Genomic DNA, 22,139 nt, shown 5'->3' with positions numbered 1-22,139 from the left:
CATTTAATCCTATTTGGGATGAAAGTTTGTGACTCGACCTGTATTTTTATCGAGATAAACTCTAAAATTCAACCCGCCAGCTGTAGCATCATATGCTGACTGACCATTGCGCATTGCATCTCTTAACCCTTTCATTGCAGCCTCTTGCCCAAGATCTAACATTACTTTGCCAGTATATATTTTCGGGTCATAGATAGTTTTCTTTACTGGGCTTGGTTTATATTCTCCAGTTAAATTCCCCGCGCGATCTTTGGTAGGAACTAAGTATTCAACTTCAGAAATACCTTTAACATTTGTAGGTTTCTCGCTTACGATTTTTACGCCATTTTTTTTAACGGCATTCGACATCGTACTGGACATGCCGTCGCTCGTGATTAATTGCTTAATCGCATCATAAGTGGCGGCAGGATTTGTGACGGCTTTCGATAAACTCTCGACGGAATCACTAATCCCCTGAGGAACACCAACCAGTATACCAGCCCCGTAGGGGCCTCCTGCCCGATATCAATAGCATCCCATTTAGCACCGACTTTCAACTGACATGAGATGTTACATTTACAGGCATCAAACTCTTTATCCCGCTCAGAACGTTGTTGGTTGCTAAGATAGTTATTCTCAACAACTCGTTCCGGTGCACATTGCTGGGATAAACATGATTTCTCTTTTCATTTCCGTGACTTACAGTTTGTTTCGCCTGCTGTAATTCCGGCACAAGAACGTTTTGCCCTGATGTGTATTTTGCTAGTTGACCAAAATATTTCCTAGCAAGCGATCACAGGATAATCCCCACGACTGGTTGTAATAACATAAGATTCAAAACCGTTCTTTTCAGGTATGATATGTATATGATCTTCATTGCTAAAACATAAAGTTAACGTTTCATCATCAAGCATGGAACATGAGTAAACCGTTTGATTAAGTGTAGGGAAAAGAAGAACGCTTGTTGCCAGGTTTTCGCCATGCCCATTTTGGAGATGTTTTTTCCCTCCGCACTGGAACGGACATTGAATCAAAATTCTGCAACCTGATGAAAATAGCAAAACTAAAGATCCAACACCCACAATAATCCCAGTAAATACTGACTGTTCAAATTCCCTCAGCTCATCGTTTGTAATCATTCATAGCTTACCTTTTGGTGGCATAGTATCTGTTGGTAACGGTACATGAGTCTCTCCACGTGTACCTGTACCACCTGTAGCCGGATTTATTGGTTGTCCATTTTTGACAAATATCCAGTAACCGTTCTCAAGTCCGGGTACAGGGGTTGAACCTGATGGCATTACCCTTATGTAGGTGCTTCCAGGATTGCTAGGATCTGTATTTGGCGGATAGTAAATTGTACTTCCTGGTGTTCGCCCTAGCTTACTTACCCACCCCTTTGGAATAACAGGCCCTTGAGCAGGGTTTGTAAATGGTTGCAAGTTAGATGGAATTTTTGGAGTACCTTTAACAACTCCACCACCATTTTTAATCGGAACTGCCCCAATCCCAAGTCCAGCAGTTCCAGGAATCGGCTTGCCATCTTCGTCAAACAACACCCCTGGCCTGGCAATGTTATAAACTTTTGGCAACCGGTCGCCATGCTCTTTCTCAAACTCTTCCTCATCATGCCCTGGGCTGAGCGTGTTATTCTCAACAACAACTCGATCCCGTGCACATTGCTGTGATAATAACGTTTTTTCCCTGTGCTTTCCGTGAGTTACAGCCGTTTTCCCTGCTGTACTTCCGGCGCGGCAACTTTTTGCCCCGATGCGCGTTTTTGACTAGGAGATGCTACCGCCCCGCCGTGACACAGAGTCTGCCGCCCACTATCATATCAGAAAACTATATCACCACAGGCGATACTGGATGCTGTAGTCTGGGATTTATATATCAATTAAGAAGGTCAGTTGATACTTTGCCAGTATTGAAAAACTCTTTAAAGATCTTTACCAAAAGGTCAAAGTCTTTTGTAAGTTGGCGTTCAGGCCAATAATTACCACGGATAATGACATGCCCTCCAGATGACGACGTTTTATCCCATATGGATCTTACATCTCCTCCAGATTCATCATATTCAAGTAAAGTGACCAGATAAAATCCGTTCTCAGCCTCAACACTAAGTTTTTCAGGTCCAATATCTGGAGCATTGATAATTCTGATATTCACGCTGCCACTGCTCTTTTTCAAAATATTTAAAAAGTCGAGCACGTCAGACCATGTAGGATACTTATTTCTGACATACATCTCACCATCACACAAACGGGAAAGTTCATAATTCATCATCATTTTGCAGGTCCTCTATTCTCAATTTTTTTCATTCCTTTATGCCATTTTTCTCTTCTTCATAATCCTGCAAGTATTTTTCAATAGGGTATGCGGTTCCAAGTTCATGTACCTCACCAGTATCCTTATCGATTATAAATGGAGAATTGCCTATAAGCTGAGCAGAGAAATCTCCTGTTTCAAGATATGCTCTGGATTGAAAATAAAAAAACCATCCTTCTGAAAAACGATCTTGTAGTGTAATAACCACGGGCATCTCTGTTTTTTCTAAATATTCGGTCGCCTTATTAACAGCTTCATCAAAAGTAATCATTAATTTGTCCGCTAAAGTTGGAATGATTTGAACTGGCTGAGATCATCTGATTTACCCGTTTGTCCATCAAGGAATCGGACTGTACCATTTTGATTCACAACATTAAATACTTGCCCTGGCTGCCCTGGGCCATATGAACCAAAAACGATACCTCTTGAAACAGAACCTGCATCTGTCATTTGTTGTGTAATGCTTTCAGATGAAGGGGCTTATTTAAATTTAGTACCATATTGGTTTTCCAAAACAGATAAAGGCACTCCATTATTATGATCAATCGGTAAGGCTGACGCAGGGTTCCCACTTGATGTAGCATCTGTAGCAATCGAGCAGTTTACACAATTGTGTGTTCGCCCAGATTCAGGGTACCCTGGATTCACATTCTTAATTGATCCTGCTGTCTCTTCACTTACTCCAGAACCTTTCATTCCATAATGAGCACCGCCGACAGCCGCTGCGCCGTGTACAAACGTCATCGAATCATACAGCATTGAAGCCGTTTCCGGACTCACTCGCCAGTTCTGAGCTATACGCTGAATATCTGCCCCGCGCCTGGCTTTCGAATCTGCGGTAGCATACTGCCTTCGCTGCCCGACGATTTTATCCGCACCTTCCTGACGCGCCTTTTTCTCCTGGACAGGCTACCGTCCGACGAAAAGCCCATCGTGAACAGCCACCGGCCATTCAACATAACGCAGGGAGATTATGTCTTGAGCCTTTCAAAAGCCTGCGGAGGTGCAGGCTAACAGGACGATTAAGAGATTAACTGCCGGGAAGGTTGTCTTTAAAATATAGATAAAACATCAATGTAATTAATTTTCTCGTCTCGCTCATATTCCATTGACAGAGAATCAAAAACTTTAATTTCATCCCCGAGATTAATAATTGCTAAAGTAAAACCTTCATCAAAAACTAATTTTGCCCCAATCACTTTTTGTTCTATTTCCGAATAAATCGCGTAAAATCGTAAGAGTATCTTTCCAATAACTTTATGAAAAAAACATGAATTCGACAAATCCATAATTTCCTCTTTGCCATACTCTCCGAGATCATTTTCTTGCATTGGTAAATCAGTTAGTTCAAGTGAAGCCCCATCCAGTCCACACCTGAACACAACACTTTGATTTTCATTAAAAAAAACGAACTGAAGTTGTTGCGGAGCCCCTAACTCGGGAACGTTATAAATATATATCAGACCATTGACATTTTGGAGTTTTCGTCCGACTACATTACGTGCCAGCTCTTGATACCGATTATCAAAAAGCATCATTGTGGCGCCCCCTTTAGCGCATTTTTCACTGAGGTATTGTTTAACACACCATCTTTAAGGATGGTAACAAAACTACCATCTGGTTTAGTAACAACAACATCATTTCCTTTTATTCTGAAGAATACATCACCACGACTGGCACCTGCTCCAGCTCCTTGCCCTGCAAATTTCCCTGCAACAACTTTATCTGGATTAGAGCCTATATCATTTATAATATTTAAAACACGTTCTCGATCGGCCGCATTTGATGCATTCCCACCAAAATCTTCAACATGTTTACCAAGTTTTTCCCAGTCTGTGCATTAGTTACTGAGAACTTGGCACTAGCGCCAACACCAGAAGTTGGTACGGATATTTTCCCTGGACCAGGAAGATATCGAGAAATTTCATCACTGACTTTATTGATCAGTTTAGACGCAGTTTCAAGATCGCCCGCTTTAAGTGGCTTATCTACACCTTTTAGTAAAGCCCCAGCTTCATCACCCAGTTCTGGCATGATATCGATAACGGCCGCCAGATAGCCCAGCGCACTGTCCGCTTCCTTAAAGCTCTTGATATCCCCGTAAAGAGGGATAAAGTCGCAGCCTGCTTCCGCAAAACCTGCCAGCAGTTCATCCCGGTGGGCGTCCATTTTCGCACCACAGACCGCTGCAATGAGTCCGACGCAGTTCTTCGCCTTAAACTCGTCAACCGCGTTTTTCAGTTGCTGCTGCGCATCCTTGTATCTGTCCTCCGGCTTTTTAGCCGTTGCCAGATAATCAGCAACATCACTCAGCGAGTTATTCTCAACAACATCTCTTTCCGGTGCGAACTCAGTCACCGAAACAACTTTTCCTTTTTCTTTCAGTTAGTTACAACTGCTTTTCCCTGTTGTATTTTATGCCCAGGATTTTTGCGCTGTTAAGCGTTTTTGGGGCCACAGACGCTACCGCCCTGCCGTGACACAAGGTCTATCGCGCCACCATCATATAAGCAAACTACAGCATCACTGCGGACGCCGAAATCTTGGATTTATATTTTAATTAAGAAGTTCCTTTGATACATTGCCAGTATCGAAGAACTCCCTAAAGACCCTGACAACAAGACCATAATTTTTTGTAAGCTGACTTGCTGGCCAGTAATCTCCGAAAATTAACACTTTTTCATCTGGTTGTGTTAAATCGGTAATTGACATAACCTCATCATCTTCGTTCAAAAACGTAACCAGATAGAAACCTTTTTCCATTCTTACTTGTATTTCTGAGATTAAATTACCTTCGCAGTCTAATCTGTCGACGGTTACACAACCACTAAATAAATGAACTTTGGCTAATAAGTTAACAATATCTTCCCAGCAATCAGGCTTCTTCGTGCCACCTTTTTGTGATATCGACCATGAAAGAAGCAACCTATTCATCATTAGCTCCTTTTACGCGGAAGCCCTTTGTTCCTGACTGCCAATATAAGGTCCTACCAGTAGTTTCGTCAAATAATGTTAACGACTTAAGCCCTGATCTTTCAGCCATAATTTTTATATCGTTTAGACAGTATGAGCAAACTTTCTCCCCACTTAACGACATAAGCATATCTTTGCCGTTAGTCATTCCTTTTTCATAAGCTTGCTGAATTACACCTACCTCTGCATGAGCTGTTCCCATATTCCCATTGGGAAGGTTTTTATCCGGCCGCTTGTATATCTTGGCCTGCACAACATCATTGATAAGCGTCGGTTTATTGAAATCAGCTACCCGCATTACCATTACCGCAGGCATCAATAACGTCTTTATCGCTGGCAATATCTTTTTCAATCAATGCATCATATTTCTGCTGCGCCTTTTCGCGCTCTGCCGGATCTTTACTGTTGTTAAGCGTCTGTTTTGCTATCTCAAGCTCTGTTTTCTCAGGCACGCTAAGATAGTTATTCTCAACAACTCGTTCCGGTGCACATTGCTGCGATAAACATGATTTCTCCTTTTATTTCCTTGACTTACAGTTTGTTTCGCCTGCTGTAATTCCGGCACAAGAACGTTTTGTCCTGATGTGTATTTTGCTAGTTGACCAAAATATTTCCTAGCAAGCGATCACAGGATAATCCCCACGACTGGTTGTAATAACATACCCGGCGATGTGGCCGAGATCTTACTGCTATTCAGGGAACTAATTGGATCGGGAAGGTTACTTTCCTGCCTTCAATGTAATCCCATATTATTTTATGCAACTTATTAAAAATTGAAGATTCATAAGGCATAAACTTCATTAAGAACGAGTGCAACTCGTCAGAACTGACCACCTTTATCTCCCCAACTTTTTTCACTTCTGCTGAGAAAATTTCTTTATTATCAATGCAGTTAAAATACAAAATGACTTTCCTATCCTCTTCCGAATATAAAATATCATTTATATATAATGAATTACTGGTTGAAGACGGCGTTTCCATTCCAAGTTCCTTTAAACTCTTTATCTGTCATTTTATAACTGGTTCCTTTCCACTAAGTTTGGAGAGAAATGGCTCAGCAAATACTCTAAAAAACTTTCTTCAATCCTGCTTAGGGTGCTATTTTATACTAACCAACATCCACTAAACGATTGTTTTTGCTCATCTGCGTCCAGATTTTTCAGTTCAGACAGAAGCTGATATATCTCGGCCTCAGCCTTCTTACTTGCGTATTTTGCAGTGAAGGTTGTGATGTCCTTATCACCCAAAAACTGATTCTCAACAACAATCAAGTCCTATGATTTGTATTTTTTTATTTCAGTTTTCCCCTGGCAAAACCTTCGCCTGCTTTTCCTGCTCTCTCAGATAGATAGCCACCTACTGTAGCACCTGCTATTACTGGTAATTGGTTTACGGTACCACACCGCTATCTAGTCCCGAGCCGAAGTGCATCGGTTGGAAATAGTGGTTGCAAAATCATACTTTCATTAAAAATGAATATTTTTGGTGACAATGCCGCGACATCATAAATATTTTCAAGCACTAATCTTAAATTAGTTCTGAATAAAGGTATATTTGCATCGTCTGCAATGACATAAACATCTTCATTTTTTAGCCTGGATTGACAGAGTAACTCATCACTGGTTTCAAAGTCTCTAAAGCTTATTTCAGACCAAGAAATGTTTCCGCTAACAAAGGGGTATCCTTCCAGAATAGCAGTTACTCTCGCTTCTTCTTTATCAATAATAGTGAAATCAGCACTAAGAGCTTCTCTACACTCTTCAAATAAAGTCATAAGATCTACCTGTTCAATTGCTTCAATATAGTCTTAAAGGCGTTTTCACTACCCTCAAATGGTATCACTTGCTTAACACCTTTCCTGCCCCTTGCTATAACCCCATCTATTGCTATGAGTGTCTTTTACATAATCATAATCGACTCGCCAACCGACCACCCGCTGCAAAAACTTCCGCCGCTCCATGCATAATGCGCTATTTTTACGCAGCAAGTAGATAGTCCCAAAGCAAACAGCCCGGCGATATAATCCAGCGAATTATTCTCAACAACAACTCGCTCCGACGCAGTTTTGTGTGACGAATCCATTTTACCCCTGTAATTTCATTTAGTTACATCCAGATTTTCCCTGCAGCGCTTCCGGCGCGGTAACTTTTTGCGCTGTTAAGCGTCTTTAGCCCCGCAGACGCTTCCGCCCTAGCGAAGCCCCCTTCGGGTAAAGAGTCTGCAAAGGTGCAGGCTGCGAGTCAGGAGACTCAGACGGTTAAGAGATTAACTGTCGGGGGCTCCTGTTTAATTTACCTAAGCTTTAGCGATGCAACTCATGCAATAACGAACTATATCGTTGGATATTACAGCGCGCTCAGACCGCATGAATATAACGGTGGGTTACCACCAAACGACTCGGAAAACCGATACTGGAAAAAATCTAAATCTGTGGTCAGCTTTTGTTGACCACCTCAACTCAATCTTGTGATGGCATCAATCGCGCAACAAAGTACATCTTGTTCCAATATATAATTGGCATCTTTATTGCGGAAAAAAATCCTCTTCAACAAAAGGTTCTGGCCATTCACTTTCATATACGACTGCTTCAATCTCTAGACAATTATCATCCTCTACAGCAATCATAAAACACCCGCCATAAGGGAGTTTTTTATGGAAAAAACCCCGCTCCCAATATCTATCTTTATTATTTTCCAATGTAAAAGTTTGTGGCAACTTGATGGTCGAAAAGAAACCCACACCGGTTTTACTACGTTCAATTACGCAGCCTTCATTAAGTACTTTTTTTAAAAGATCTAACTTATTTCTTAAAGTAAAAGTTAATGCAAAAATTTCTTCTTTGGTTAAATTCATTAGAACGGCCTCATCCTTGCTGTAGATATTCTGAACTCACCATTAATGACAATACCTTTTACAGCTACATCATTACCACCGACCCTAACGGTCACCCAGCAGCTACCAGTCTGATATGAGCCTGGATTCTTCGCCAAAGGCTGTACTGCTTCATGCATTCTTTCCAATGCCGCCTCTGGAGAGCCAAACTCAGAAACTAATTTATCCATTTGATGCTTATCAGCAAAAATGTGAGAAACCTTATTGCTATCATAGCCTAAGCTTTCAACCTGCTTTTTGGCTTCAATTTGTGCCTGCTGAGCTCGCGCTTTTTCTTCATCTTCCGGTCCCCAGCCACCCGGCGTTCCTGAACCAGCACCACCATATTCAGCCTTCTCATCATCCGTCATGTTTCCGGCTACATTGGGTTACAAGCCCTGATCTGAATCATCCGAAGAACATGCACGCCCAAAGCTACACTGAGTGGCTTTATCAACTGCATCAAACAGATCATCCACAGCTAACGTTATTTTGTCATTAGCGTTTTTGGTGACCTGATCTCCCGGGTTTACCGGAACCCCGGGAACAGGCACCGGAACCGGAGGTGCAATACCCAGCGTGTTATTCTCAACAACAACTCGCTCCGACACGGCTATTGAGAACGAACACACTACCGCCCCGGTGAAGATCACCAGGCCCAGTAACAACCCCATCAGCCTTTTGGGCAGACAGCATCATAACCCATGTTTACTTTATGGGTTATGTCGTTTTGAGCTTCTCTTCAGGGATTTAGCGGGATTATACGAGTACAGGTGAGATAAGGCGGGAGAGGCCTCTACGGACATCAACTCTGGCTGTATTGCCCGGCTATCGTGCCTGACTTTTTTCACTGTAACTATTTCCCAGACCATGGCATTACCGTTGCAGTTTGAATGCACTAGTCTTTTGTTGTTAATGTTTTTTATTTAAAGGATTTTTTCGAGTTATTTATATTAATATTATTCGTATTTTTCGCAGAGTCGTCAATAATATTTATGGGATTCGCACCAGATTCACCGGCTAAAAAATGGCGACTCTGACCCCCTTAAAAATCAGAGTACACTCCAGAGTGTACTCTGCCTTAAGCCTTGTCTCACAAGGGGAGAGTCTAGTTAGAGTGTAGAGTCGACTCTGATTAGAGTCTATACAGAGTCGCCAACGACTCTGTATTTTAATTCAGAGTTAAAAACATAACCCTGTATTTTATGCAACCCATTAAAATAAAAAGAAAATCATGCGAGGTGTGTGGGAATTTTAAGACAGGAAGCAGACCATTGTAAAATAATCTACCGGGATGGATTTAATAATTGTCGAATAGTATTGTGGAGCAAAAAAAATCCCGCCACTTATGGCGGAATTTATTGAATTGATAAAATAATAATTACTCTATACGACCTTCTTCCTTTAGAATTTCCAAGAAGCGTTTATAAGCAATTTCATCGCCTTCAAGTAGATCATCAAGCAATTTCTCTTTGATAAGTGCTGAATGGTAAATACCACATCCACTATTAGCAAAATAAGTGAAATCACCTGATAAATCAGATTCAATGATCTCGACATCTTTAGCTTTATATGCCAACAATCCTCTATAGCCTTTGGAGTGACCAAGGAAATAAAGGTTGTCTTTTATCCAATACATCGCAAATACTTCAATCATTGTATCGGAACGTTGTGTTTTTATTTTCACTTTGTGTCTCTTAATGATGGCCCCGGCTGTAAAGGATTAGCCTGTGGTGTTGTTATTTTCATGTCATACGCTTTACCAGTATTCGAGTTGTACTGGTAATGTATTGTGATATTAGAACCATCCGGCAACTCATGAGTAACTTGCATCTTTTGAAAGCCCGCAGAACTTGGGAATCGAGGATCGTTATTCATTCCATCAAGTGGTTGTCCTTTCGCAGGATTGGCCTTAACATCATTCCATAAAATTTTCTCATTCAAATCCCTCGGATAAGGGTTCTGTATTCCTTTAGCTGTTGTGATCGTTTCGGCATTTCTGATCAACTGTTGCTGCTCTTTTGTCAGCGAAGACAAACCAGAACCAGAACTACCGGAAGTTGGTTTCTCGATAGTCAGAGCATAGATAACGCTAGCCAGTATTCCTTTTTTGAGATTGTCTTCATGTAATTGCGTATTGTTAGTTACTGGCTCAAGCTCACTAATAGAGTAAGCAGTCAACTCTTGGCATTTCGCAGTACAGTCGGGCGATGCAGCGAGTGTTTTCAGGTCTGCCAGCACCTCCTTCTGATCTTTTATCGAAATCCCTGTCGATAATGCCTGTTTCTGCTGCTCAACATCGAGTTTTTTCAGCCCGGCGATGAGTGCCTCTTTCTCAGCATCGGTTTTAGCCCTGGCATATTGCTCAGTGAACGTCTTGATATCCTTGCTGCTCAGATAGTTATTCTCAACCGTCGTTTTGCCCGCTTGAGCCGCCGCTACCGCGTTCGCGCTGCTGTCTCCGACAAGCCCACCAGCCAGGCCAGAAGCCAGTGTCGCCAGCGCAGATACAGCCTGTTTTTCTTCCTCGCTCAGTTCGCTGACCTGTTTGCCAAAACCGTCAACCGCAATCTTACCAGCCAGCTCACCCACCGCTGCACCGGCTGCAGCGGACGCCGCATCTCTGCCGGAAGCGGCTGCAAGTGCGGCGTTGACAACCGCATGGGCCAGCACGCGTCCCTTAAGATCCTTCTCCGGGATGGCATTCGCGATGGCATTGGCGATATACGGCGCGGCACCGCCCGCAATCGCAGCTTTAATATCGCCACCTGCCAGCGCCTGAATGGCCGCCGTTGCTGCCGTGATGGCGCGCTGGGTGCTCTGCCCCGTCCCCATGCCAGACTGGTTAAACGCTTCGTTATAGAAGGTCTGGTACATCTGGTCATGAATCGCCTGATCGGTAACCTCTTTACCGTCTTTTTTCAGCTGGCTGATGGCGGCGTTACGCGCATCGCTGCCAGCGGTTTTCATCTTCTCGTTGGCCGCTTCCGTGGCCGCAATCTTGCCGTTGGTGCGCGCAATATCCGCAACCTGATTGCCGATCTCGCCAATCATTTGCGCGGTTTGCAGGCGTTTCTGCTCTTTCTCTTTGTTAAAGATCGGGTCGATACTGCCGTTGGCATGGTCAGTGTCACGGCTGAGCGTGCTGACGTCCTGCTTCTGGTTAGCCTGGTCGCGAACAATGATAGCACCGTCGGCTACCGCTGATTGCGTGGTCCCTTCAGCATGGCCGCTGCCGCCCATTCCTGCCAGCATTGTGCTGGCCATGTTGCTAACCAGATTACCCGCAACCCCGGCGCCGCTGCTGAAGCCGACACCCTGATGTTCAACCTTATACTCCGCCTTATTGTTGATGTCCGTAAAGCCCAGCGTACCGGTCTCAAGGCGGTTTTTGTCTGCATCAGCACGGCTGGCAATCACCGCACCGTCCAGCTGCGTATGGTTGCCAACGTTAATATCAAAGCCGCCTTTGCCAGCGAAGATCCCGGTCTGCTCCTGGACCGAGTCGTAGTTGCTCTTCATCTTATCGCGGCTGATGCTAAAGCTGCCGCTACCGCTGCCCGCTCCCCAGGTGTAGCTTGCACCCGCATTCATACTCTGCTGTTTGCTGTTGTATTTGTCGCTATCCTGCAGGCTGCTGAGGGTCAGGTCGCGCCCGACATCCGCCGTGATCTTATCGCCGTTGACCTGCGCGCCTTTAAGTACCGTATCGCGGCCGCTGTTCAGGCTGACGTTCTGTCCGGCATCCAGCGTCGTTTCGTTCCAGGAGGTTCCATTGCCTTTTTCGCTGCCTCTGGCGGCGTTTACGCTGGCAGAGACGGTGATGCCCGCGCCATTCGGACCGGCGGTAATACCGATCCCGATTGAGCCACCCTTGCTGGAGTTACTGCCCGTCAGTTTATTGGTGTCGGCTGCACTCGTCAGGTTGATATCCTGAGCCGCATTGAGCGTCAGGTCCTTGCCAGCCTTCAGCTGGCTGCCCGCCACGGTAATATCACCGCTGTTGGCAGCGTTGCCCTGACCTGTCGCCGTGATGGCGAGGTTACCCCCGGCATTCAGCGTGCTGCCGGTCGTTTTGTCCTGCTCCGAGTGTGAGGTGGATTTAGAGGACTGTCCGCCAATGGAGGCCATCACGCCGAACGCGCCATTGTTGGTGGGATCGCTGCCGTTAGCCGCTTCAGCGAGACGGTTGGCCTGCACGGCCTGAACACCCGACAGTGCCGCTTTGGTCGCCTGCAGTGCGGCGAGACGGCCATCGCTCTGGTCTTTCACCGCCATTGCCGTGCTGGCCGCAGTGTTCACCGCGTCACCCACTGCGCCGGAGAGGGCAATCGTCAGGCCACTGCTTTTCTGCTTGAAGGTTTGATCGCTGGTGAGCCTGTCGTGGCCCGGCTCGATCGTCACGCTGTCTCCGGTGAGCGCCATATTTTTGCCAGCCACCAGATCCGCGCCGCCGACATGCAGCTGATTACCGGCGGCAATATCAACGCTCCCCCCGTCGAGCCCACCGTACTGAAGCTCTGGCTCTGGGTGGTGCCCTTCTCACGTAGATCCTGGGTACTTTTGCTGCTGCCGATGGTGAAACCAATCCCGCCCGAGCCCATCAGGCCGGATTTTTTCTCTTCCTTAAAGCGCCAGGAGGTGTCGCTGTTCGTGGCCGCCACGATATCGACGTTGTTGCCCGCCTTAAGCTTCACGTCGCCGTCGCCCGCCACGGCGGATCCGTTCACCAGCAGGTTATTGCCCGCAACGACCTGCACGTTATCACCGCTCAGCAATGAGCCAGATTCACGCGTCGCGCTGTTCTCCTCGATAGTGTGGGTGGTTTTCTTGCTCAGGAACCCTTTTTTGGTTTTGGTCTGCTCTTTGTAGTGATAATCGCTTTCGGTTGCGGTATTGAGAGTGACGTCGCGGCCCGCCGCCACGCCGATATCGCCCTTCGCCGTCACCTGCGCGGCTTCGGTGGTGACATCGCGCCCGGCGAGGATTTGGGTATTCGCCCCGCTGGCGATCTCGGTTCCCTGCTGGCGTACCGATTCGTTGATGACGGTTTTCTTGCCTGACTTATAGCTATCGCCCTGCGTGGTCTCTTCCGCCGCCAGATTCACGTCGCGACCCGCCTGCAGCCCGACGCTTTTCTCTGCTGCCAGCGCGGCGGCCTGAGCGTTGATATCCTGCCCGGCCTTCAGCACCAGGTTATCGCCTGCGGAAATCGTGGTGCGGTCGAGCCCGGTGCTGTGGGACTCGCTTTTCCCTTTACGGCTGCTTTCGCTGGTCTGTGCCGCGTTCAGATTGAGATCGTTGCCCGCGCTCAGCCCCGCGCTGCCGCCCGCCTTCAGGTCGCTGGCGGTCACGTCAAGGTTGTGCCCGGCGTTCACCAGCAGGTTGCCGCCCGCGGTGACGTTACTGCCCTGATACGTGACGGACGAACGGCTGGTTTTCGCCCGGCTGGAGCTGAATGCGTCGTTGATCTGATTCGCGTTGACGGCAATATCGCCCCACGCGTTCAGCAGCATATCGCCGCCGGAGGCCAGGTTCGCCCCGGTAACGGTGATGTTTTTCCCCGCCTCAAGCGACAGGCCATCCTGCGCGGTAATAGACGCCGTGTTGCCCAGCAGGGTGTCTTTCAGGCCGATCTTGCCGTACTTCCCTCCGGCGTTGATATCAATCTGCTCAACCTGGGTCAGGTTGTTGATGCTGCCGTCCAGGCTCTCCAGCGCGACCGTTTTGCCGCTGATGGTGGAGCTGATGTTATTGATATCGCCGATGGCACTCAGGTTCAGGTCGCCGCCCGCTTTCATCAGGCCGTTGTTGAGGTTGCTGATGCTGTTCTGGCTGTCGAGCGTCAGGCTGTTTTTCGCCAGCAGCGAACTGCCGCTGTTGGTGATGTCGCCGCCCTTCAGGGTAACGTTGTTACCCGCGATTACGCTGCCGTTATTGACGGTGACGTCCTTCGGTGACAGGTAGAGTTTCGGCACCATCACGGTTTCGCCGTTGACGGTGGCTTTCTCCCACCACAGCAGGCTGTGGTCGAGCGCGGCAATCTGATCGGCGGTCAGCGAGACGCCAAACTGCAGGCCCAGCGACTGCTGCGCCGCCGCCGCGTTATCCATCAGATAGCGCATCTGATCCAGATCGGAACCGATGCCGTTCAGGTAGCGGTTACCGGTCTGGTTGAGCACCACGTTGGAGACATAGCGGGTATCGAACGCCGCATCACCGAGGAAGCGGTAATCGTAATCCGGGTTCAGGTTGAGTCGGCCGAGCATGTAAGACGAGCCGAGGAACTGCTTCTCGTCGGTAAACGCCAGCCGCGTCTCCTGCGGCGCCGTGGACGACGGTTTGACCCCGAGCATCGCGTTCAGATCGGCAAACAGGGCGGGATCAAGCTGTCCGAGACCGTTCAGTTTCGGGTTGATGCTGATCAGGTACGGGCTTTTCGGGTTATCGGAGAAGACGAAATAGCCGTTGTTGCCCGACGGCAGCGGGTAAGCGCTGGTATCGACGCGCTGGCCCTGATAATGCCCGACGGCTCCGCCCTGAGCGGTTCTGAGATCGGCGGTGGTGACCCCGGCGTTCGCCAGTGCGCCCAGTTGTCCGAGGTTCGCGTTGCCTTTCTGCCTGGTGCCAATGTCGCTGAGAGGCGTGCCGGACGCGCCGCCGTTTTCCAGCGCGCCGCCGCCGTTAAGCTGCTGCAGCGCACCCTGGAGCTGATCGTTCCACTGCGGCGAGTTCACCGCCACGGTGCCGGTCGTGTTCAGCCCCTGTTTTTGTACGCCGCTGCCGACGCTCTGGTTGCTGAGGGTGTTCAGCGACGGCGTGGAGATGACGTTGCTGACGCCACCAGCATTGGCGGTGGTATTAGTGTTGCTGATGTTGCTGGTGAAGTTTGCGGTAACGTTGCCGCCCGCCTGGATGACGGAACGATATATTGTTCCTCCGGATCCTTCGTCCCGATCATCACCCTGTGCAACATAGTGAATGGGGGTCTTCTTATAAACATCTGCGTCGACCGACGCGGAGGGATTTGCTTTACGATTATATTGCTCACGGTCGGCAACATATGTCCTGTAACGCGTCACCGTACCATCAGTCCATGACTGATTTTGCAGAGTCGTACCAGAAAGGAACATATCTTTCGCGGCAAGCAGAGTACTGGCATTATTTTCCAGTTGTCCCGCCTGAATGACCATCCCCTGGGCTGAACTAATCCGTCCCGCTCCACCATTTGCGGACACAGTTTGTGTCGTTCGTAAAATCGCAATCTCTTTCGCCGGACTGTTTTTCATCGGCATCGGAGTAGCTATATCCCTGCATGTAGGACCAGCTCCGTGCCCAGGACTGCCACCGCCGCTGCAGGATTCCATGACGATATAGCCATAATCGGTTCCCGCGATCAGCTCAGAAAGAGGGATATCCGCATAGCCGTCCTTCAACCACTTGACCTGCTCCATCAGGTTTTCGGTTTTGCTGTTAAGCACCACCAGACCATCCCTTTGGTTCAGCAAATGCCCCGTCTTGATCGCAATATCCCCATTCTGCGTCTCAATATTGCCCGACGTATTCACCACCTGGCTGTTCGCATTTCCCGCCGCATCTCGCTGCATCCACAGGTTGTTCCCCGCCATGATGTCGCCGCGCTGGTTGGTGATGCTGTCGGCAAACAGCGCCAGATTATTCGCCGCGTACAGCAGCGCGGTGTTGACGATGGCACCCGGCGCGCTCAGGGTCAGCGAGCCGCGCGTGCCGGTGAAGCCGTCCACGGTAATATTGCTCCGGCTGGCCACGGTGATGTCACCTCCGCCCTGCACCGAGCCCGCGGCGTTCAGCGCCACGCTGCTGCCGGAAAGCGTACTCGCGCCGCCGCCAGTGGTGATTTGTCCGTTGTTGCTGAGCTGTCCGCCCGCGTTCAGGTTGACCGCCTGCCCCTGCAGCACGCTGCGGTTATCGATGTCGCCGCCGCTGTTGATGGTGAGGGTTCTGCCTGCCGCCACAGCGGTTCTGCTGGTAAACGCGTTCGTCAGCTGCAGCGTTAAGTCCCCCAGGGACACCAGTTGGCCGGTAAGGTCCAGCCCACGGCTTTGCAGCCACAGGTTGCCGCCGCTCAGCAGCTTGCCGCCCGCGCTCTGGGTTACCTGGTCCGCGCCAATATTCAGCTGCGTGTTGCCGAGCAGCGTGCCGCTGTTGTTCAGCTGGCTGTAGTTAACCGTCAGCTGTCCCGCCTGGGTGGTGCCCTGGCTGGCGAAATTGGTGCCGGTCAGGGTGGCGCGATCGGCCACCCACGTGCCGCCGTTGGTGGCGTTTGCCGCATTCAGGATCAGGTCGGTGGCCTGCAGCCAGCCGGTGCCGGTGAACTGCGGCGTGCCGAGCGTCAGGCGCGCGCCGGAAAGCAGCCTGCCGTCATTACGCGCCTGCGAGGAGGCGGTCACGCGCGTCTCGCCGCCGCCCTGGATCAGGCCGTAGTTAAACAGCGCGGGCGTGGTCAGCGTCAGCGCATCGCGGCTGACGATTTCGCCTCCGCTGTTGTTGGTCAGTGTCCCGCTGAGGGCCAGCGTCGCGCCGTTATCGCCCTGCAGACGTCCGTTGTTGGTGAGCGCCCCGGTGGTAATGCCGAGCGTGCCCCCCTGCATTTTGCCGTCGCTGGTAACGGAGGCCGCCGTGATGTTCAGCGCCCCGCCGGACAGCAGGGTGCCGCCAGACTGCTGGCTGACCGCGCCGGTCTGGCTGAGGGTCACGCCATTCACGCCGCTGATGGCGCCGCTGTTGCTGAGCGTACCGCCTGTCAGCGTCAGGTTTTTCGCCGCCCACTGCCCCTGGTTCGCCAGCGTCGCGGCCTGCAGCGTCGCCGCACCCAGCGCGGTGATCCTGCTGCCTGTGGTTCCGGTGAGCGTATCGGCCAGCGTCATCTGCAGCGCGTCGGCGCTCTGCACCGCGCCGCTGTTATTGAGCGACCGGGCGTTAAGCAGAATATTCTGTGCCTGCCAGCTGCCGGCGTTGGTCACCGCGCCGGACGCAATCGTCAGAGTACCCTGGGTGAGAAGCTTACCGCCTGCGCCGTTGATCAGCTCCTGCTGAGGCGCGGCCATCGCCATGCGCGCCATCAGCCGCTGCTGCCCCTGAACGGTCAGGCTCTGCAGACCGGTTAAGGTGCCCTGGTTGTTAATGCTGTTCTGATGCAGCGCGAGGGTGTTCCCCTGCACGGTGCCGCTGTTTTTAAGCGTGCTGCCGCCGAGCGTCACATCGCCCTCGCTGAGGAGCTGCCCGCGGTTATCCAGCGTCTGTGCGGTGATATCCGCCCGGCCCTGGCTCATCAGCGAGCCGGTTGAGGTCAGTGTGCCGCCGGTCGTGGCCGTCAGCGGTCCCTGGCTGAGCAGAGACCCGCCGTGCGTCCAGTCGCTGGCGCGGATGTCCGCGCCGTTCCCCTGCAGCGTGCCCTGCGTGGTCAACTGGCCTGCATCCAGCGTCAGCATGCCGCCGGAGAGGGTGCGCGAGGCCGCGCCCGTGGTCAGCGTGGTGCCGGTGAGCGCCAGGCCGTTCGTTCCCTGCATCAGCCCGCCGTTGTTCATATCGCGGGCAGTGAGGGACAGCGTACCGCCCGTGATGCGCCCCGGGTTCGCCAGGGTGTCCGCGGTGAAGGCGGTCGTGCCGCCGCTCTGCAGCAGCCCGGTATTCGTTAACGCCCCGCTGAGCGTGCCGCTGAGTCCCGTCTGCCCGTTCACCGTGCCGCTGTTGGTGAGGGTGGTGCCGGTCATGCCCAGTGTGGCGCCCTGCAGCGTACCGGCGTTGGTCAGCTGTCCGCCCGTCAGCGTGAAGCCGCCGCCGGAGAGCCATTTACCGTTCAGCTCGTTGATAAAGCGGTCGGCGGTGGCGTTAACCGCGTTGCTGCCCTGCATCAGGCCGCTGTTGCGCAGCTCAGTACCGCCTGCTGTCAGCGTTTTGCCCGCCACCGTGCCGCTGCTGGTCAGCGTCGTCGCGTTAAGCACGGCATCGTCGGTGGCAACGATGTTCCCCGTGTTGGTCAGGGCATTGCTCAGGCCCAAATCCAGGCTCTGCGCCTGAATATCGCCCCGGTTCGTCAGGTCGCTGCCCCGCAGGGTGAACCCGCCCTTCACCAGCAGCAGGCCGGCGTTATCGAGCGTGTCGAGGGATAAGTTCAGAGGACTGCCGCTCACCAGCTGCCCGGTGGCGCCGTTGCTCAGCGCGCGGGTGGTCAGCGCCAGCGTGTCGTTGCCCTGAAGAATCCCGGTGTTGTTCAGCTGCGCAGCCTTCACCGTGAGGGCTTTCCCGGCCAGCTGGCCGTCGTTGAACAGCTGCGCCGCCGTCAGCGTGAACAGATTCTGGCTGAGCAGGGCACCCGTGTTATCCAGCCTGCCGGTCGCGGAAAGCGTCAGGGCGTCCAGCGTCTGAATGCTGCCCTGGTTATTCAGGCTCCCGGCGTCAAGCGTCGCGCTGCGCCCCTGAAGGCTGCCCGCGTTGCTGAGGGTTTGTCCGCTCAGCGTCAGGGTCTCGCCGCCCGTCACCTGGCCCTGAGGCTGATTCGTAAAGGTGTTCCCGGACCAGGCCAGCGTGCTGCTGCCCTGAAGCAGACCGCTGTTCTGCAGGTCGCCCCGCAGGGTCAGCACTTTCGCCAGCAGCTGGCCACGGTTATCGGTCCTGTCGGCCTGGACGTCCAGCGCCTGCTGGCTGAGCACCTTACCGCTGTTGGTCAGCGTGCCGGTCACCGCCGCCGTCACGCCCGTTTCCCCCAGCGCGTTACCGGTGTTCATCCACTCACCGGTGGCGAGGTTCAGGGTGTTACCCTGCAGCAGCCCGGCGTTGTTCAGGGTGGTGTGGTGCAGGGCGAGCGCGCCGCCGGAGAGCAGCATGCCCGCCTGCTGGTTGCCGAGCTGTGTCCCGGTCGCCGTCAGGGAGTGTGTCCCCTGCAGCGTGCCGCCGTTGGTCACCGACGCGCTGTTAAACTGCGCGTCGGTACCGGCCATCAGTCCGCTGTTCGTCAGGCTGGCGGTGGTCAGCGTCAGGCCGTCCCGGGCAATTACCCGCCCGTCGGCATCGTTGCTGGCCTGTCGGGTCAGGTTCAGCAGCAGCGCGGTGGCGCTGAGCTCGCCGCTATTGGCCAGCGTTTCACCGCCGAGCGTCAGCGTTCCGCTGCTGCGCAGCGCGCCACGGTTAGTGAGGTCTGCCACACCGAGCGTCAGCGCCGAGTCCCCCTCGACGGTGCCCTGGTTTTGCAGGCTGTTCGCCGTGATGTGCAGGTCGCTGGCTGCAATATTGCCCGCGTTCGCAAACGCAGTGCCGTTCAGGGTGAGCCGGTCGTCCGCCAGCAGGCGTCCGGTATCGGTGTTGGTCAGGCTGAGGTAGTCGCTGCTCAGGCTGACGCCGTTGATTTCACCCTGGTTTGTCAGCGTGTCGCCCCGGAGGCGCAGCGTGCCGTCGGTCGTGATAAGCCCGCTGTTAGACAGCACCGGAATGTTCAGCGTTAAATCCTGCGTGCTGTAGACCGATCCGCCCGCGAGGTTTGTGAGTGACCCGGTCTTCAGGCCGAGCAGAGTGGTCCCCTGCAGCAGTCCGCTGTTCTCCACCGAGGCAGCGTCCAGCGCCAGCGTACCGGCAACCAGCGTACCGCTGTTGGTGATGCGATCAGGAGCCGTCAGGGTCATGCGATCCGCTTTTGCGACGCCGGACTGGAGGATGTTCTGTCCGCTGAGCGCGATGGCGCTGGCGGTAAGCTCTCCGCCGCTGGTCAGGTCGCCGGTCGCGTTAAAACTCAGCGCGTTACCGGTGGATTTCCCGGCGTGCGCAATCGTGCCCGCCGTCACCGACAGAGCACCCTTCGCCGCCTGCGTGCCGTTCAGCGCGGCATTCTGCGCCTGCAGAGTGAGCCCCTGCCCGCTCTGCAGATGCGCATCCTGGCCGGTGGTCAGGTCGCCGGTACTGACGGTTAATGCCCCCGCCGCATCCGTCTGTCCGTTCAGGCTGGCGCTGCGGGTCGCGGTAATCTGTACATTGCCCTGACTGGTGGTACGGGACGCCTGACCGCTGGTCAGGGTGCCGGTCTGCGCCGTCAGCGCCGTCGCGCCGGACAGGGTGCCATTCTGTTCAAGCGCGTCTGCCGTCACGCTCATCGCCCCGTCAGCCAGCAGGCTGCCGCTGTTACGCAGAGTCTGCTGCGCTGTGACGTTTGCATTGCCCTTCGCGCTCAGCGTGCCCCGCTGCTCCAGGGTACCGGCGCTTAGCGCCAGGTTGCCGGCGCTCTGCAGGGTACCGCTGTTAGTGACCGTCTGCCCCTTCAGGGTGACGTCGTTACCCTGCACCGTGCCGCCGTTTGTCAGCTCTCCTGCATTCACGTCAAGGTGGCCTTTCGCTGCCAGCTGGCCGCTGTTGGACACCCTGTTGCCGGAGAGGGCAATGTCGCGCCCCGCATTCACCTGCCCCTGATTACTGACGGCGCTGCCCGTCAGGCGGACATCGCCCGTGGCATCGGCCCGGCTCTGGCCGTCCATCACCAGCTGTCCGCCGCTCAGGGCCAGATTATCTCCTGCCGAGACCGCACTGGCCGTGGATGACAGCGTGCCGCCGCTGCTGAGGGTCGCGCGGATATCGCTACCGCTGCGGGTATTCGTCAGCGTGATATCTTTCCCGGCCGCCACGCTGAGCGCGCCTTTGCTGGTGACGCTGCCGCCGCGCTGCGTCAGGCTGCCGTCGGTGGACAGCGTGGTGTCGGCCTGGCCTGTCAGCGTCGCATCCGCAAGCGCTGTGCCCTGTTTGCTCGTGACGGTTAGCGCCCCGCCCTGTGCCGACACGCCGCCGCCGTTTACGGTCAGGGTATCTTTACTGTCCAGCGTCGCCGCGCCGCGGGAGACCAGGGAGGTATTGCTGAGCGTCATCCCCTGCCCGCTGCTCACCGACAGCGCGCCCGCGCTGTTTGTCCCGCCGCCCGTCGTCTGCACTTTCCCCGCAGCGGAAAGGCGCATATCGCCCTGGCTGGCGAGCGTGCTGTTATTGAGTTCCACATCCTGCGAGCTGGTCACATTCAGCGCGCCCCCGGCCTGATGGCTGCCGTTGAGGACCACTCCCGCGCCATTCGCGGTAATCGAGCCGCTGGCCAGGCTGTTCGTGACCGTCAGTTTCCCGCCCGCATCCAGCTGAATATCGCCCTGGCGCGCGGTGAGGTTGCCGAGGTTCACCCCCACGCCCGTCTCGCTGGAGACCAGGCGGATACGGTTGGCATACATCCCGCCGAGCGCGCCGGTATCCACGGCCACCACGGGCGCGGCACCCTCACCGGCAATCGGCTTGACGCTGCCGTCTGCGCCCACGCGGTTCGCCCCTGCCGTTACCGTCAGGTCGTTCGCATGTATCGCGGCGTTCACTTCCGTCGCGCGCGCAATGATCGACAGCGCGTCGCTCTTGCTGGCATCCAGCCCCTGGCCTTCAACCGTGATGGCGCCTTTCGTCACCTCCAGCGCCTGCAGGTTACCGCTGGCGTCGAACTGCGGTTTTCCCGTGGTCAGGGTGACGTTCGGGGTGTTGATAAATCCGCACCCGTTACAGGTAATGCCGTACGGGTTGGCCACCATGACGTTTGCTGCTTTACCGGCGACTTCCGTGTAGCCCTGCAACTGCGAGCGGCTGGCGCCCGTGACTTCGTTGATAATGCCTTTCGCTTCCCGCCCGGCCTGCAGGTTGGGGTTGTTCTGGATAAGCCCGCCCAGTTGGGTCTGGGTTAAACGGTCCGTGCCGTTATTGAGGATAAGCCCCTCTTTGCCGACGTTATACTCACCGAACTGGTTATGCGAGATACCCGCCCCGTTGGGCGTGGCGATGTTGACGACCGGCACCCCGTTCCCCGCCTGATCGACCGTGGTCTGCCCGGTCGGCGTCAGCGCCGCCGCGACGGCAGGTGCCATCGGCTGCCAGACCATTAAGCCGCAGACAATCCAGCTGATCAGACGCTGCGAGAAACGAACGGGTGGGTGACGGGTATCCAT

The 22,139-nt window shown here is 53.0% G+C and carries 16 protein-coding genes and 4 pseudogenes; 1 reads left to right on the top strand and 19 read right to left on the bottom strand.

All coding sequences use genetic code 11. The features are described from left to right. Nucleotides 1-9 precede the first annotated feature (9 nt). The 14 genes and pseudogenes from ACMGGQ_RS21415 to ACMGGQ_RS21350 all read right to left on the bottom strand — a co-directional run. Nucleotides 10-635: pseudogene (locus ACMGGQ_RS21415) on the bottom strand (CdiA family toxin C-terminal domain-containing protein); the annotation flags it as partial. Between the two features lie 126 nt (nt 636-761). Continuing rightward, the gene (locus ACMGGQ_RS21410; RefSeq protein ID WP_071788876.1) at nt 762-1,118 is read right to left on the bottom strand and encodes a hypothetical protein; all 357 of its coding nucleotides are present in this window, start codon (nt 1,116-1,118) and stop codon (nt 762-764) included. Continuing rightward, nucleotides 1,119-1,535, bottom strand: a complete 417-nt coding sequence (locus tag ACMGGQ_RS21405; RefSeq protein WP_420290476.1) for a hypothetical protein — start codon at nt 1,533-1,535, stop codon at nt 1,119-1,121. Between the two features lie 337 nt (nt 1,536-1,872). Then, complete coding sequence (locus ACMGGQ_RS21400) at nt 1,873-2,268, bottom strand: DUF6911 family protein (RefSeq protein WP_420290475.1); 396 nt, start codon at nt 2,266-2,268, stop codon at nt 1,873-1,875. A 28-nt stretch (nt 2,269-2,296) separates the two neighbouring features. Then, complete coding sequence (locus ACMGGQ_RS21395) at nt 2,297-2,578, bottom strand: YrhB domain-containing protein (RefSeq protein WP_420290474.1); 282 nt, start codon at nt 2,576-2,578, stop codon at nt 2,297-2,299. Between the two features lie 11 nt (nt 2,579-2,589). Continuing rightward, complete coding sequence (locus tag ACMGGQ_RS21390) at nt 2,590-2,769, bottom strand: toxin glutamine deamidase domain-containing protein (RefSeq protein ID WP_420290587.1); 180 nt, start codon at nt 2,767-2,769, stop codon at nt 2,590-2,592. Between the two features lie 18 nt (nt 2,770-2,787). After that, nucleotides 2,788-3,066 carry a hypothetical protein gene (locus tag ACMGGQ_RS21385; RefSeq protein WP_223539759.1) on the bottom strand — a complete coding sequence of 93 codons (279 nt, stop codon included), beginning with the start codon at nt 3,064-3,066 and terminating at the stop codon, nt 2,788-2,790. A gap of 293 nt (nt 3,067-3,359) precedes the next feature. After that, the gene (locus ACMGGQ_RS21380; protein ID WP_420290473.1) at nt 3,360-3,845 is read right to left on the bottom strand and encodes a hypothetical protein; all 486 of its coding nucleotides are present in this window, start codon (nt 3,843-3,845) and stop codon (nt 3,360-3,362) included. 217 nt (nt 3,846-4,062) lie between these two features. Beyond that, nucleotides 4,063-4,665: a hypothetical protein gene (locus tag ACMGGQ_RS21375; protein WP_420290472.1), complete on the bottom strand. Its 603-nt coding sequence runs from the start codon at nt 4,663-4,665 to the stop codon at nt 4,063-4,065. Between the two features lie 198 nt (nt 4,666-4,863). Then, a complete protein-coding gene (locus tag ACMGGQ_RS21370; protein ID WP_023326406.1) occupies nt 4,864-5,241 on the bottom strand; it encodes a DUF6911 family protein in 378 nt (125 codons plus the stop codon). Next, nucleotides 5,234-5,578, bottom strand: coding sequence for a hypothetical protein (locus ACMGGQ_RS21365; protein WP_420290586.1), 345 nt, complete (start codon nt 5,576-5,578; stop codon nt 5,234-5,236). Before ACMGGQ_RS21365 ends, ACMGGQ_RS21370 begins: the two co-directional genes overlap by 8 nt. Next, a pseudogene (locus ACMGGQ_RS21360) lies at nt 5,568-5,762 on the bottom strand (DUF6862 domain-containing protein); the annotation flags it as partial. The pseudogene ACMGGQ_RS21360 and the gene ACMGGQ_RS21365, both read right to left, overlap by 11 nt. Nucleotides 5,763-5,973: 211 nt before the next feature. Further along, a complete protein-coding gene (locus ACMGGQ_RS21355; RefSeq protein WP_045337177.1) occupies nt 5,974-6,261 on the bottom strand; it encodes a hypothetical protein in 288 nt (95 codons plus the stop codon). Nucleotides 6,262-6,685: 424 nt separating this feature from the next. Further along, nucleotides 6,686-7,054, bottom strand: a complete 369-nt coding sequence (locus ACMGGQ_RS21350; RefSeq protein ID WP_126535193.1) for a hypothetical protein — start codon at nt 7,052-7,054, stop codon at nt 6,686-6,688. A 518-nt stretch (nt 7,055-7,572) separates the two neighbouring features. On the opposite strand from ACMGGQ_RS21350, the pseudogene ACMGGQ_RS21345 reads away from it, so the two are divergent. After that, nucleotides 7,573-7,728, top strand: a pseudogene (locus ACMGGQ_RS21345) (IS3 family transposase); the annotation flags it as partial. 75 nt (nt 7,729-7,803) lie between these two features. Here ACMGGQ_RS21345 and ACMGGQ_RS21340 read toward each other — a convergent pair. The 5 genes and pseudogenes from ACMGGQ_RS21340 to cdiA form a co-directional block, all read right to left on the bottom strand. After that, on the bottom strand, nt 7,804-8,133 hold the full coding sequence (locus ACMGGQ_RS21340; protein ID WP_048226989.1) for a hypothetical protein: 330 nt from the start codon (nt 8,131-8,133) through the stop codon (nt 7,804-7,806). Next, a complete protein-coding gene (locus ACMGGQ_RS21335; RefSeq protein ID WP_420290471.1) occupies nt 8,133-8,522 on the bottom strand; it encodes a hypothetical protein in 390 nt (129 codons plus the stop codon). The genes ACMGGQ_RS21340 and ACMGGQ_RS21335 overlap by 1 nt, the downstream gene beginning before the upstream one ends. 18 nt (nt 8,523-8,540) lie before the next feature. Then, nucleotides 8,541-8,825, bottom strand: coding sequence for a hypothetical protein (locus ACMGGQ_RS21330; RefSeq protein WP_420290470.1), 285 nt, complete (start codon nt 8,823-8,825; stop codon nt 8,541-8,543). A gap of 707 nt (nt 8,826-9,532) precedes the next feature. Further along, on the bottom strand, nt 9,533-9,838 hold the full coding sequence (locus tag ACMGGQ_RS21325) for a hypothetical protein (protein ID WP_069719885.1): 306 nt from the start codon (nt 9,836-9,838) through the stop codon (nt 9,533-9,535). Further along, nucleotides 9,835-22,139, bottom strand: a pseudogene (gene cdiA, locus ACMGGQ_RS21320) (contact-dependent inhibition toxin CdiA). The gene ACMGGQ_RS21325 and the pseudogene cdiA overlap by 4 nt, the downstream one beginning before the upstream one ends.

Source organism: Enterobacter sp. BNK-13 (genome assembly GCF_048685015.1).
In the GTDB taxonomy this organism is placed as follows: Bacteria; Pseudomonadota; Gammaproteobacteria; order Enterobacterales; family Enterobacteriaceae; genus Enterobacter; species Enterobacter quasiroggenkampii.
This window is presented reverse-complemented; position numbering and strand designations above follow the sequence as displayed.